This is a genomic window from Mesorhizobium sp. B2-3-2 (assembly GCF_006442295.1).
Classification (GTDB): Bacteria; Pseudomonadota; Alphaproteobacteria; order Rhizobiales; family Rhizobiaceae; genus Mesorhizobium.
Map to the genome: position 1 here is coordinate 384,510 of NZ_VFWA01000001.1, position 12,435 is coordinate 396,944.

Here is a 12,435-nt window from a genome sequence, read left to right on the forward strand (position 1 = left end):
CCGGATTCCATTTTTTCGGGATCACGCTGCCGGATCAGAAGATCTGGCAGAGGATCTCGCCACCGACGTTCTGTTCGCGCGCTTCGTGGTCGGCCATCACGCCCTTGGGCGTCGAAAGGATGGCGATACCGAGGCCGTTAGCGACATGCGGGATCGACTTTGCCGAAACGTAAACGCGGCGGCCCGGCTTCGAGACGCGGGCGATTTCGCGCACCACCGGCGCTCCGTCGAAATACTTCAACTCGATCTCGATTTCGGACTTGCCGTTGTCGAAATCGGTCTGGCTGTAGTCGCGGATATAGCCTTCAGCCTTCAGAACGTCGAGGACGCGGGTGCGCAGACGCGAGGCCGGCGTGGACACGCTCGACTTCTTGCGGCCGTAGGCGTTGCGGATGCGGGTCAGCATATCGCCGAGAGGATCGCTCAATGACATGTTATGTCCTCCTTACCAGCTCGACTTGACCAGGCCCGGGATCTGGCCGTTATTGCCGAGATCACGAAGCGCGATGCGCGATACTTTGAGCTTGCGATAGTAGGCGCGCGGGCGGCCGGTGACTTCGCAGCGGTTGCGGATGCGGATCTTGGCCGAGTTGCGCGGCAGGGCAGCAAGCTTGAGCTGAGCGCGGAAGCGCTCTTCCATCGGCTTGGACTGGTCCATGATGATCGCCTTCAGGGCAGCGCGCTTGGGACCGTACTGGTCGGCAAGCTTGCGGCGCCTGTTGTTCTTCTCGACTGAGCTGGTCTTTGCCATTTCAGATTTTTCCTTTTCTCGCTGCCGTTACTGGCGGAAGGGGAAGTTGAAGGCCTTGAGCAGCGCCCTGGCTTCGTCGTCCGTCTTCGCAGTCGTACAAACGATGACGTCCATGCCCCAGATCTGATCAACCTTGTCGTAGTTGATCTCCGGGAACACGATGTGTTCCTTGATGCCCATGGCGTAGTTGCCACGGCCATCGAAGCTCTTCGGATTCAGGCCGCGGAAGTCGCGGACGCGCGGCAACGCGATGTTCACGAGGCGGTCGAGGAACTCGTACATGCGTTCCTTGCGCAGCGTGACCTTGGCGCCGATCGGCATCTTCTCGCGGACCTTGAAGCCAGCGATCGAATTGCGGGCGCGGGTGACGACGGCCTTCTGGCCGGCGATCATCGCCAGATCCTCGGCCGCGATCGAAGGCTTCTTCGAATCGCCGGTCGCTTCACCAACACCCATATTCAGCACGATCTTGTCGATGCGCGGAACCTGCATCTCGTTCTCGTAGCCGAACTGCTCCTGCAGGGCCTTGCGGATGGTCTCGTTGTAGACCTGCTTGAGGCGCGGCGTGTTCTGGGCGGTCGCCTGCTTGGTTTGAGCCTTAGCCATTGATGACTTCTCCCGAGCGCTTGGCGACGCGCACCTTCTTGCCGTCCTTCTGGAAGATGAAGCCGACGCGGGTCGGCTTGCCATCCTTGGGGTCGGCCAGCGCGATGTTCGACAGCTGGATCGGCGCTTCCTTGGTGATGATCCCGCCCTCTTGGGACTGGGACTGCTTCTGGTGACGACGGATCATGTTGACGCCGCGCACCAGCGCGGTGTCGTCCTTCGGCTGAACCGACAGGACTTCGCCCGAACGGCCCTTGTCCTTGCCAGCCAGCACGACGACCTTGTCGCCTTTTCTAATCTTCTGCATTGGTCCGGCTCCTTACAGCACTTCAGGCGCGAGCGAGATGATCTTCATGTGGTTCTTGGCGCGGAGTTCGCGCGGAACCGGTCCGAAGATACGCGTGCCGATCGGCTCTTTCTTGTTGTCGACGAGAACGGCCGCGTTCTTGTCGAAACGGATCACGCTGCCGTCCGGGCGGCGGATGTCCTTGGCCGTGCGAACCACGACCGCCTTCATCACATCGCCCTTCTTCACGCGGCCGCGCGGGATGGCTTCCTTGATCGACACCACGATGATGTCGCCTACGGAAGCGTATTTCCGCTTCGAGCCGCCCAGCACCTTGATGCACATGACACGACGGGCGCCGGAATTGTCCGCGACGTCGAGGTTTGTTTGCATCTGAATCATGACTGGCCGCCTTCTTCTTTTCTAACGGGACGGGTTCTTCACCCCTCCCCAGTCTGTCCAAAATTCGTTTGTTTACGCCCAGAGATCAGGCTTGGTCCGAAGACACGACGATCCAGCGCTTGTCCTTGGAAATCGGCTTCGATTCCTGGATGAACACCTGATCGCCGACCTTGTGGGCGTTGTTCTCGTCGTGCGCCTTGTACTTTTTGGTCATGCGCACGGTCTTCTTCATCACGGGATGCGTGAAGCGCCGTTCGACCTTGACGACAACCGTCTTCTCGTTCTTGTCGCTGACGACGGTGCCCTGCAGAATGCGCTTTGGCATGGTTTTCGTCCTTAAGCCTTCTTAGCCGCGGACTTTTCCGCAGCGATGGTCTTGATACGCGCAATGTCCTTGCGGACCTGCCTCACGCGCGCGGTCTTTTCGAGCTGGCCGGTCGCCTTCTGGAAGCGCAGGTTGAACTGCTCCTTCTTCAGGCTGGCCAGGTCGTCGGTCAGCTGGTCCTGGGTCTTGGTCCGGATGTCTTCGGCTTTCATGATCAGCCCGTCCTTATTCTGCGATGCGCTGTACGAAGCGCGTCCTGACCGAGAGCTTGGCCGCGCCGAGACGCAGTGCCTCACGGGCGGTTTCTTCATTGACGCCGTCGATCTCGAACATGATCCGGCCCGGCTTGACGCGCGCCGCCCAATAGTCGACCGCGCCCTTGCCCTTGCCCATGCGGACTTCGGTCGGCTTCGAGGTGACCGGCAGATCCGGGAAAATACGGATCCAGACACGGCCGGCGCGCTTCATCTCGCGGGTGATCGCGCGGCGAGCCGCCTCGATCTCGCGCGCGGTGACGCGGTTCGGCTCAAGCGCCTTCAGCCCGAAACCACCGAAATCCAGATTGGTGCCGCCCTTGGCGGTACCGTGGATGCGGCCCTTGAACTGCTTACGGAACTTTGTGCGCTTTGGCTGCAGCATCGTTCTAACTCCAAATTCCTAAATGTCTCAGGCGTTTTCGCGACGACGACCGCGTTCGCGATCACCACCACCACCGCCATGCGCATGATCGCCCTCGGTCGCGCGGCGCTCCGAAGCCATCGGGTCGTGCTCGAGGATCTCGCCCTTGAACACCCAGACCTTGACGCCGCAGATGCCGTACGCCGTATTCGCCTCGGCCGTGCCGTAGTCGACATCGGCGCGCAGCGTGTGCAGCGGCACGCGGCCTTCGCGGTACCATTCCATGCGCGCGATTTCGGCGCCGCCGAGACGGCCCGAGCAGTTGATGCGGATGCCTTCGGCACCGAGGCGCATCGCCGACTGCACGGCACGCTTCATGGCGCGGCGGAACGCGATGCGGCGCTCGAGCTGCTGGGCGATCGACTGGGCGACCAGGGTCGCGTCGATCTCCGGCTTGCGCACTTCGACGATGTTGAGGTGCGTCTCGGACTTGGTCATCTCCATCAGCTTCTTGCGAAGCTTCTCGATGTCGGCGCCCTTCTTGCCGATGATCAGACCCGGGCGCGCGGCATGGATGGTGACGCGGCACTTCTTGTGCGGACGCTCGATCACGACCTTGGAGATGGCAGCCTGCTTGAGCTCCTTCTCGAGGTATTTGCGGATCTTGATGTCCTCATGCAGCAGCTTGCCGTACTCGCCGGTGTTCGCGAACCAGCGCGAATCCCAGGTGCGGTTGATGCCGAGGCGAAGACCGATCGGATTGACTTTCTGGCCCATTATGCGGCCTCCCCTTTTTCTTCGACTTCACGAACGACGATCGTGAGGTGCGAGAACGGCTTCTCGATACGGCTGGCGCGACCACGGCCCCGGGCATGGAACCGCTTCATGACGATCGACTTGCCGACATAGGCTTCCGCCACGATCAGCGCATCGACGTCGAGGTCGTGGTTGTTTTCCGCGTTGGCGATCGCCGATTCCAGCGTCTTCTTGACCGTGCCGGAAATCCGCTTGGCCGAGAATTCCAGGTCGGAAAGCGCTGTCGCGACCTTCTTGCCGCGGATCAGCGCGGCAACCAGGTTCAGCTTCTGCGGGCTGATACGGATCGTGCGCAGAACGGCGCGCGCTTCGTTGTCAGCAAGCCTGCGCGGAGCTTTGGCCTTGCCCATGATTATTTCCTCTTCGCCTTCTTATCCGCGCCGTGACCGTAGTAGGTCCGCGTCGGAGCGAATTCACCGAACTTGTGACCGACCATGTCCTCGTTCACCGAGACGGGAACATGCTTCTGGCCGTTGTAGACACCGAAGGTGAAGCCGACGAACTGCGGCAGGATGGTGGAGCGACGGCTCCACATCTTGATCACCTCATTGCGACCACCTTCACGAACCTTGTCCACCTTCTTGAGAAGGTAGCCGTCGATGAAGGGGCCTTTCCAAATAGAACGAGTCACTTGGCGTTACCTCTTCTTAGCTCTTGCGCTGATGGCGCGAGCGCAGGATGAACTTGTCGGTCGCCTTGTTGGACCGCGTCTTCTTGCCCTTGGTCGGCTTGCCCCACGGCGAGACCGGATGGCGGCCACCGGAGGTGCGGCCTTCACCACCGCCATGCGGGTGGTCGACCGGGTTCATGGTCACGCCGCGATTGTGCGGGCGCTTGCCGCGCCAAACCGTGCGGCCGGCCTTGCCGTCGTTGATGTTGCCGTGGTCCGGATTGGACACGGCACCGACGGTGGCCATGCAGGAGCCGTGAACGACACGCTGCTCGCCCGAGTTGAGGCGCAGGATCGCCATGCCCTGGTCGCGGCCGACGAGCTGGGCGTAACCGCCAGCCGAACGGGCAACCTGGGCGCCCTTGCCCGGCTTCAGCTCGATGTTGTGGACGATCGTGCCGACCGGCATCGAGGCCAGCGGCATCGCATTGCCCGGCTTCACGTCGACCGCTTCGCCAGACACGATCTTGTCGCCGGCGGCAAGGCGCTGCGGAGCGATGATGTAGGACAGCTCGCCATCGTCATACTTGATCAGCGCGATGAAGGCGGTGCGGTTCGGATCGTATTCAATGCGCTCGACCGTGCCGACGACGTCGAACTTGCGGCGCTTGAAATCGATGATGCGGTACGAACGCTTGTGACCGCCGCCGATGAAGCGGGCAGTGATGCGGCCGTAATTGTTACGGCCGCCCGACTTGGTCAGGCCCTCGGTCAGGCCCTTGACGGGCTTGCCCTTGTAGAGGCCCGAGCGGTCGACGATGACCAGCTGACGGGTGCTCGGCGTTATCGGGTTGAATTTTTTAAGTGCCATTGTCCTGTCCTCGCGGCCTTGCTCAGAGACCCGTCGCGACGTCGATCGACTGGCCATCGGCCAGCGTCACTACCGCCTTCTTGACGTCGCTCTGGCGGCCGATCGTGCCGCGGAAGCGCTTGATCTTGCCCTTGCGGACAAGCGTGTTCACGGCCATCACCTTGACGCCGAACAGCGCTTCGACGGCGGCCTTGATTTCCGGCTTCGACGCCTTCTTGGCGACGTTGAAGACGACCTGGTTCTGCTCGGAAGCCATGGTCGACTTTTCGGTGATCGCCGGGCTGACGATTACGTCGTAGTGACGAAGGTCGGTCATTTAAAGCGCTCCTCGAGAGCCTCGACGGCGGCCTTCGAAAGGACCAGCGTGCCGCGGCGCAGAATGTCGTAGACGTTGATGCCCTGGATGGGCAGCACGTCGATGTTCGGAATGTTGGTCGCGGCCAGCTTGAAGTTCCGGTCGAGCTCGGCGCCACCAATCACCAGGGCGTTCGTCAGGCCCAGCGTCGCGAAATTCGCGATCAGCGCCTTGGTCTTTGCCTCGGTCAGCTTCAGCTCGTCGATGACGATGATCGACGCGCTCTTGGCCTTGGCCGAGAGAGCATGCTTGAGGCCGAGCGCCCGGACCTTCTTCGGCAGCTCATGCTCGTGGCTGCGGACGACCGGGCCGTGGGCCTTGCCGCCGCCGCGGAACTGCGGAGCGCGTGCCGAATGGTGACGGGCGCGGCCCGTACCCTTCTGCTTGTACATCTTGGCGCCGGTGCGCGCGATCTCGGCGCGGCCCTTGGCCTTGTGCGTGCCCTGCTGCTTCTTGGCGAGCTGCCAGCGCACGACGCGCTGCAAAATGTCCTCGCGCGGATCAAGGCCGAAAATCTCCTCGGAGAGTTTCACCTTGCCGGCGTCCTTGCCGCCCAGCGTTGTGATCTTGAGATCCATTATTCCGCTCCCTCTGTGGCCGGAGCCTCATTCTTCGTGCCCATGTCGGCAGCAACTGGGCGGATCGCGGCGGGCTTCGGCGCATTGGCCGGAAGCGCCACCTTGGCGGCGTCGCGAACCAGGATCCAGGCGCCCTTCGACCCGGGAACCGCGCCGCGGATCAGGATCAGGCCGCGGTCGGCATCGGTCGAGACGATCTCGACGTTCTGCGTGGTGACGCGCGTGTCGCCCATGTGGCCGGCCATCTTCTTGCCCTTGAACACCTTGCCGGGGTCCTGGCGCTGGCCGGTCGAGCCGTGCGTGCGGTGCGAGACCGAGTTACCGTGGGTCGCGCGGCCACCACCCATGTGGTGGCGCTTGATGACGCCCTGGAAACCCTTGCCGATCGTCGTGCCGGTGACGTCGACCTTCTGGCCGACGACGAAATGCTCGACGGTGATCTCGGCACCGACATCAATCATGTTGTCGGCGGAGACGCGGAACTCGGCAAGCTTGGCCTTCGGCTCGACGGAAGCGGTCGCGAAATGGCCGCGCATCGCCTTCGACGTGTTCTTCACCTTGGCAAGGCCAACGCCGAGCTGAACGGCGGTGTAGCCATTCTTCTCCTGCGTGCGCTGCGCCACGACCTGGCAGTTCTCCATCTGGAGAACGGTGACGGGAACATGTTCCCCGGCATCGTTGTAGATGCGGGTCATTCCCACCTTCTTTGCAATCACACCTGAACGCATCGGTTCAATTCCTTTAGAGTTCCGGGCCAGGGGCACCGCCCCTTACCGCGCTCTCATTCCCTTAGAGCTTGATCTCGACGTCGACACCGGCGGCCAGATCGAGCTTCATCAAAGCATCGACGGTCTGCGGGGTCGGATCGACGATATCGAGCAGACGCTTGTGCGTGCGCATCTCGAACTGCTCGCGGCTCTTCTTGTCGACGTGAGGCGACCGGTTGACCGTGAACTTTTCGATCCGCGTCGGCAGCGGAATGGGGCCGCGGACGTTGGCACCGGTGCGCTTGGCCGTCGACACGATTTCGCGCGTCGAGGCGTCGAGCACCCGGTGATCAAACGCCTTCAGGCGGATGCGGATATTCTGTCCGTTCATGCGTCACTTCCTTGTTCTGGCGCGGCGCGGGCACCCGCGCCCGCGACAGATCGGTTTAAGTCCAAATTACTCTTTGATGGTGACGACGATGCCGGCACCGACGGTGCGGCCGCCTTCACGGATGGCGAAGCGCAGCTTCTCTTCCATGGCGATCGGCACGATCAGCTCGACGTCGACCGTGATGTTGTCGCCAGGCATCACCATTTCGGTGCCGGCCGGCAGCGACACGATGCCGGTCACGTCCGTCGTGCGGAAGTAGAACTGCGGACGGTAGTTGGTGAAGAACGGCGTGTGGCGGCCACCCTCGTCCTTGGTCAGGATGTAGGCTTCGGCCACGAACTTCTTGTGCGGCTTCACCGAACCGGGCTTGGCCAGAACCTGGCCGCGCTCGACACCTTCACGGTCGACGCCGCGCAGCAGCGCGCCGATGTTGTCGCCGGCCTGGCCCTGGTCGAGCAGCTTGCGGAACATCTCAACGCCCGTGCAGGTCGTCTTGGTGGTCGGACGGATGCCGATGATCTCCAGTTCCTCGCCGACCTTGACCACGCCGCGCTCGACGCGACCGGTCACAACCGTGCCGCGGCCCGAGATCGAGAACACGTCCTCGATCGGCATCAGGAACGGCTTGTCAAGCGGACGAACCGGCGTCGGGATGTAGGCGTCGACCTGAGCCATCAGCTCGCGGATCGCGTCCTCGCCGATCTTCTTGTCCGAATCTTCCAAAGCCGCCAGCGCCGAACCCTTGACGATCGGAATGTCGTCGCCGGGGAACTCGTTCTTGGTCAGCAATTCGCGAACCTCGAGCTCGACCAGCTCAAGCAGCTCGGCGTCGTCGACCTGGTCGACCTTGTTCAAGAACACCACGATCGACGGCACGCCGACCTGGCGGGCCAGAAGAATGTGCTCGCGGGTCTGCGGCATCGGGCCGTCGGCGGCCGACACGACCAGGATCGCGCCGTCCATCTGCGCGGCACCGGTGATCATGTTCTTCACATAGTCGGCGTGGCCGGGGCAGTCGACGTGGGCGTAGTGACGGTTCTCCGTCTCGTACTCAACGTGAGCCGTCGAGATGGTGATGCCGCGCGCCTTCTCTTCCGGTGCCGCGTCAATCTGGTCATAGCGCTTGTATTCGCCAAAATACTTGGTGATCGCTGCCGTCAAAGACGTCTTGCCATGATCAACGTGGCCAATCGTGCCGATGTTCACATGCGGCTTGGTGCGCTCGAATTTACCTTTTGCCATGTGATGTCTCCATTCCTGCTCGCCCGTACGGGCTCTTAATTAAGTTGCCGCAGCACCCTGCCGGGTTACGCGTATTTCTTCTGGACTTCCTGGGCGACCGCGGTCGGGACCGGCTCGTAATGGTCGAACTGCATCGTGTAGGCCGCGCGGCCCTGGCTCATCGAGCGCAGGTTGTCGACGTACTTGAACATGTTGGCGAGCGGCACCATCGCGTTGATGACGACTGCCACGCCGCGGGCTTCCTGGCCCTGGATCTGGCCACGACGGCCGTTGAGGTCACCGATGACACCGCCGACATAATCTTCCGGCGTCACGACCTCGACCTTCATGATCGGCTCGAGCAGCTGCACGCCGAGCTTCGGCGAAGCTTCCATGAAGCAAGCGCGGGAAGCGATTTCGAATGCGAGCACCGAAGAGTCGACGTCGTGGAAAGCGCCGTCGATCAGGGTAGCCTTGACGCCGATCATCGGGAAACCGGCAAACGGGCCGGAACCCATCTTGCTCAGCAGGCCCTTCTCGACACCCGGGATGTATTCCTTCGGCACAGCGCCGCCGACGATCTTGGATTCGAACACGAAATCCTCGCCCTCGGGGTTCGGCTCGAACACGATCTTCACGCGGGCGAACTGCCCGGTACCGCCGGTCTGCTTCTTGTGCGTGTAGTCCTGCTCGTGCCTGCGGGTGATCGTCTCGCGATAAGCCACCTGCGGCGCACCGACATTGGCCTCCACCTTGAACTCGCGGCGCATGCGGTCGACGATGATGTCGAGATGCAACTCGCCCATGCCCGAGATGATGGTCTGGCCGCTCTCCTCGTCGGTCTTGACGCGGAAGGACGGATCCTCGGCAGCCAGGCGATGCAGCGCGAGGCCCATCTTTTCCTGGTCGTTCTTGGTCTTCGGCTCGATCGCGATCTGGATGACCGGATCGGGGAATTCCATACGCTCGAGGATGACCGGATGCAGCGGATCGCACAGCGTATCGCCGGTGGTCGTGTCCTTGAGACCTGCGAGAGCGACGATGTCGCCGGCATAGGCCTCTTCAACGTCGGCACGGGAATTCGCATGCATCTGCAGCATGCGGCCGATGCGCTCTTTCTTGCCCTTCACGGTGTTGTCGACCGAGATGCCCTTGGTGAGCTTGCCCGAATAGATGCGGGCAAAGGTCAGCGAACCGACGAACGGGTCGTTCATGATCTTGAACGCCAGCATCGACAGCGGCTCGTTGTCGTCGGCGTGACGCTCGATCTCGGCGTCGGTCTTGGCATCGACACCCTTGATCGCGGGCACATCGGCCGGCGACGGCAGGTATTCCACGACGGCGTCGAGCAGAGGCTGCACGCCCTTGTTCTTGAATGCCGAGCCGCAGAACATCGGGAAGAACTTGACCGCGATGGTGCCCTTGCGGATCAATGCGCGGATCTCGTCATTGTCAGGCATCTTGCCTTCGAGGTAGTTTTCGAGCGCCGTCTCGTCCATCTCGACGGCGGCCTCGATCATCTTCTCGCGGTATTCCTCGGCGCGGGCCTTGAGGTCGGCCGGGATCTCGACGACGTCCCAGGCAGCGCCCAGCGTCTCGTCGCGCCAGACAAGCGCGTTCATCTCGACCAGGTCGACGACGCCCTTGAACTCGGTCTCGGCGCCGATCGGCAGCTGCATGACGACGGCCTGCGCACCGAGGCGCGAGCCGATCATCTCGACCGAGCGATAGAAGTCGGCGCCGGTCTTGTCCATCTTGTTGCAGAAGATCATGCGCGGCACGCGGTACTTGTCGGCCTGGCGCCAGACGGTTTCCGTCTGCGGCTCCACACCGGCATTGGCGTCGAGCAGCGCGATGGCGCCGTCGAGCACGCGCAGCGAACGCTCGACCTCGATGGTGAAGTCGACGTGTCCGGGCGTGTCGATGATGTTGAAGCGGTGCATCTTGCCGTCACGGCCCTTCCAGAAGGTCGTGGTCGCGGCCGACGTGATCGTGATGCCGCGCTCCTGCTCCTGCTCCATCCAGTCCATGGTCGCGGCGCCGTCGTGCACTTCGCCGATCTTGTGCGACTTGCCCGTATAATAGAGGACGCGCTCGGTGGTCGTCGTCTTGCCGGCGTCGATATGCGCCATGATACCGAAATTGCGGTAGTCTTCGATTTTATATTCGCGGGCCATCGTAACTGCCTCTCAGTCTCGTTCGCGCTTTACCAGCGGTAGTGCGCGAAGGCGCGGTTGGCTTCAGCCATCTTGTGGGTGTCTTCACGCTTCTTCACGGCGGTGCCGCGGTTGTTGGCCGCGTCCATCAGCTCGCCGGAGAGGCGGTCGACCATGGTGGTCTCGTTGCGGTTGCGGGCCGCGGCGATCAGCCAGCGGATGGCCAACGCCTGACGGCGCTCGGGGCGCACGTCGACCGGAACCTGGTAGGTGGCGCCGCCGACGCGACGCGAACGCACTTCCACATGCGGCGCGACATTGTCGAGCGCCTGATGGAAGACGGTGACCGGCTCCTGCTTGGTCTTCGACTGAACCTGGTCGAGCGCGCCGTAGACGATGGTCTCGGCAACCGACTTCTTGCCGTCATACATGACGGCGTTCATGAACTTGGTGACGATCAGATCGCCGAACTTGGGGTCCGGATTGATCTCACGCTTTTCTGCACTGTGACGACGGGACATGGCTTTTGTCTCTCAATCTCTCATAGCCCGGCGCAGTCAAAAAAGCGCCGAAGCCGGAAAACCTTACTTCGGACGCTTGGCACCGTATTTCGAACGGCGCTGCTTGCGGTTCTTCACACCCTGCGTGTCGAGCACGCCGCGGATGATGTGGTAACGGACACCCGGAAGGTCCTTGACGCGGCCGCCGCGGATCATGACCACGGAGTGCTCCTGAAGGTTGTGACCTTCGCCGGGAATGTAACCGATCACCTCGAAACCATTGGTCAGGCGGATCTTGGCCACCTTGCGCAGCGCCGAGTTCGGCTTCTTCGGCGTCGTTGTGTAGACGCGCGTGCAGACGCCCCGCTTCTGCGGGTTCTGCTGCATGGCCGGGACCTTGTTGCGCTTCACCGGCGCAATGCGCGGCTTGCGGATCAGCTGGTTGACGGTAGGCATTAAACCCTCTTGTCTCTCAATTCCGTGTCTCGTGCCGGTCAAGGCTCGCTCAAAGCGTCATTTCCATACGCAAATTCGGGCCACAAACCGCGCCTTGCGGTCTTGCCCGAACAAATCGCAGAGGAAGCGGATACCGCTTCGTGCACGCCGGAAATGTCTTTTCGCTCGTAAAACGAACCCTGTTTGAGGCAAACTCCAAAGCGTGTCGCTTCGGAAGGGAGAGCCTCACATCGGTTCTGACTGGGCGGCTTCTACTCGCAAGCCCGCGTACCGTCAACCCCGGAGCGGCAAATATTGCAATGAAGCCGGGGCTTGGCGGCCATGCGTAAACCGCATGTAATTTTCTTTCGTCATTTTGCAAGGGCGAGGAAGAAAATGCCAAGCCTTTAGCAAAGTGAATGGCTTTTGGCTGTTGCGCGGCGCGGCTTCATGCGAAAAAGCCGCATGAACAACCAAAGCCCCTCGCCGCGAAGGAATCGGCCCGTGAACGACAACGAGGAACGCCCGGTCACCATCATCACCGGCCGGGTGTGGAAGAGAAAAGGCGGCAAGCCGGAAGGCGTGCACGTCATGCTGGTTGCGCCCGATGACGATTCGGCGGTGCGCCGTGCGCTCGAATCGCTGGCGGCGGAGGGTTACGCCGAAGCCGAGCTCGACCAGATCGGCGACATGGAGGGCGAGCCCGACGAGGAGCCGCATCTTTCGGCCTTCCAGGGCGCGCTCGAAGGCGAAGTGTCGATCGTGACCTTCGACGTGCCGATCTGAAATCGTACCGGCCCTCGCCTT

21 protein-coding genes are annotated in these 12,435 nt (G+C 62.1%); 1 reads left to right on the forward strand and 20 read right to left on the reverse strand.

Going from position 1 to position 12,435, the window contains the following annotated elements:
- Window positions 1–34: 34 nt before the first annotated feature.
- The 20 genes from rpsH to rpsL all read right to left on the reverse strand — a co-directional run bounded on the left by rpsH (window position 35) and on the right by rpsL (window position 11,649).
- The gene (gene rpsH, locus FJ964_RS01830; RefSeq protein ID WP_006205453.1) at window positions 35–433 is read right to left on the reverse strand and encodes a 30S ribosomal protein S8; all 399 of its coding nucleotides are present in this window, start codon (window positions 431–433) and stop codon (window positions 35–37) included.
- Between the two features lie 12 nt (window positions 434–445).
- Window positions 446–751: a 30S ribosomal protein S14 gene (gene rpsN, locus FJ964_RS01835; RefSeq protein WP_010909282.1), complete on the reverse strand. Its 306-nt coding sequence runs from the start codon at window positions 749–751 to the stop codon at window positions 446–448.
- Window positions 752–778: 27 nt separating this feature from the next.
- The gene (rplE, locus tag FJ964_RS01840) at window positions 779–1,357 is read right to left on the reverse strand and encodes a 50S ribosomal protein L5 (protein WP_008875670.1); all 579 of its coding nucleotides are present in this window, start codon (window positions 1,355–1,357) and stop codon (window positions 779–781) included.
- Window positions 1,350–1,664, reverse strand: coding sequence for a 50S ribosomal protein L24 (gene rplX / locus FJ964_RS01845; RefSeq protein ID WP_006205456.1), 315 nt, complete (start codon window positions 1,662–1,664; stop codon window positions 1,350–1,352). The genes rplE and rplX overlap by 8 nt, the downstream gene beginning before the upstream one ends.
- A 12-nt stretch (window positions 1,665–1,676) precedes the next feature.
- On the reverse strand, window positions 1,677–2,045 hold the full coding sequence (rplN, locus tag FJ964_RS01850) for a 50S ribosomal protein L14 (RefSeq protein ID WP_006205457.1): 369 nt from the start codon (window positions 2,043–2,045) through the stop codon (window positions 1,677–1,679).
- A gap of 85 nt (window positions 2,046–2,130) precedes the next feature.
- Complete coding sequence (rpsQ, locus tag FJ964_RS01855) at window positions 2,131–2,370, reverse strand: 30S ribosomal protein S17 (protein ID WP_010909280.1); 240 nt, start codon at window positions 2,368–2,370, stop codon at window positions 2,131–2,133.
- Window positions 2,371–2,381: 11 nt separating this feature from the next.
- Complete coding sequence (gene rpmC, locus FJ964_RS01860) at window positions 2,382–2,582, reverse strand: 50S ribosomal protein L29 (RefSeq protein WP_006205459.1); 201 nt, start codon at window positions 2,580–2,582, stop codon at window positions 2,382–2,384.
- A 13-nt stretch (window positions 2,583–2,595) separates the two neighbouring features.
- A complete protein-coding gene (gene rplP / locus FJ964_RS01865) occupies window positions 2,596–3,009 on the reverse strand; it encodes a 50S ribosomal protein L16 (protein WP_027026963.1) in 414 nt (137 codons plus the stop codon).
- A gap of 27 nt (window positions 3,010–3,036) precedes the next feature.
- Window positions 3,037–3,765 carry a 30S ribosomal protein S3 gene (rpsC, locus tag FJ964_RS01870; RefSeq protein WP_140501263.1) on the reverse strand — a complete coding sequence of 243 codons (729 nt, stop codon included), beginning with the start codon at window positions 3,763–3,765 and terminating at the stop codon, window positions 3,037–3,039.
- Window positions 3,765–4,154: a 50S ribosomal protein L22 gene (gene rplV, locus FJ964_RS01875; RefSeq protein WP_006205462.1), complete on the reverse strand. Its 390-nt coding sequence runs from the start codon at window positions 4,152–4,154 to the stop codon at window positions 3,765–3,767. Before rplV ends, rpsC begins: the two co-directional genes overlap by 1 nt.
- Before the next feature lie 2 nt (window positions 4,155–4,156).
- The gene (gene rpsS, locus FJ964_RS01880) at window positions 4,157–4,435 is read right to left on the reverse strand and encodes a 30S ribosomal protein S19 (RefSeq protein ID WP_006205463.1); all 279 of its coding nucleotides are present in this window, start codon (window positions 4,433–4,435) and stop codon (window positions 4,157–4,159) included.
- Window positions 4,436–4,451: 16 nt separating this feature from the next.
- Complete coding sequence (gene rplB, locus FJ964_RS01885; protein ID WP_140548661.1) at window positions 4,452–5,285, reverse strand: 50S ribosomal protein L2; 834 nt, start codon at window positions 5,283–5,285, stop codon at window positions 4,452–4,454.
- Window positions 5,286–5,307: 22 nt separating this feature from the next.
- Window positions 5,308–5,601, reverse strand: a complete 294-nt coding sequence (locus tag FJ964_RS01890) for a 50S ribosomal protein L23 (RefSeq protein WP_006205465.1) — start codon at window positions 5,599–5,601, stop codon at window positions 5,308–5,310.
- A complete protein-coding gene (gene rplD, locus FJ964_RS01895) occupies window positions 5,598–6,218 on the reverse strand; it encodes a 50S ribosomal protein L4 (protein ID WP_140501259.1) in 621 nt (206 codons plus the stop codon). Before rplD ends, FJ964_RS01890 begins: the two co-directional genes overlap by 4 nt.
- The gene (rplC, locus tag FJ964_RS01900) at window positions 6,218–6,946 is read right to left on the reverse strand and encodes a 50S ribosomal protein L3 (protein ID WP_140548663.1); all 729 of its coding nucleotides are present in this window, start codon (window positions 6,944–6,946) and stop codon (window positions 6,218–6,220) included. Before rplC ends, rplD begins: the two co-directional genes overlap by 1 nt.
- A gap of 61 nt (window positions 6,947–7,007) precedes the next feature.
- Window positions 7,008–7,316, reverse strand: coding sequence for a 30S ribosomal protein S10 (gene rpsJ, locus FJ964_RS01905; protein WP_006205468.1), 309 nt, complete (start codon window positions 7,314–7,316; stop codon window positions 7,008–7,010).
- A 66-nt stretch (window positions 7,317–7,382) separates the two neighbouring features.
- Window positions 7,383–8,558, reverse strand: coding sequence for an elongation factor Tu (gene tuf / locus FJ964_RS01910; RefSeq protein ID WP_140515452.1), 1,176 nt, complete (start codon window positions 8,556–8,558; stop codon window positions 7,383–7,385).
- Window positions 8,559–8,623: 65 nt separating this feature from the next.
- The gene (fusA, locus tag FJ964_RS01915) at window positions 8,624–10,714 is read right to left on the reverse strand and encodes an elongation factor G (RefSeq protein WP_140548665.1); all 2,091 of its coding nucleotides are present in this window, start codon (window positions 10,712–10,714) and stop codon (window positions 8,624–8,626) included.
- 29 nt (window positions 10,715–10,743) lie between these two features.
- Window positions 10,744–11,214, reverse strand: coding sequence for a 30S ribosomal protein S7 (gene rpsG / locus FJ964_RS01920; RefSeq protein ID WP_008875664.1), 471 nt, complete (start codon window positions 11,212–11,214; stop codon window positions 10,744–10,746).
- Window positions 11,215–11,277: 63 nt separating this feature from the next.
- Window positions 11,278–11,649 carry a 30S ribosomal protein S12 gene (gene rpsL, locus FJ964_RS01925; protein WP_006333356.1) on the reverse strand — a complete coding sequence of 124 codons (372 nt, stop codon included), beginning with the start codon at window positions 11,647–11,649 and terminating at the stop codon, window positions 11,278–11,280.
- Between the two features lie 483 nt (window positions 11,650–12,132).
- Between rpsL and FJ964_RS01930 the strand changes: the two genes are divergently transcribed.
- Window positions 12,133–12,414 (forward strand): transcriptional regulator, encoded by a 282-nt coding sequence (locus FJ964_RS01930; protein WP_140501636.1) that lies wholly within the window; start codon window positions 12,133–12,135, stop codon window positions 12,412–12,414.
- The last annotated feature ends 21 nt before the right edge of the window (window positions 12,415–12,435 follow it).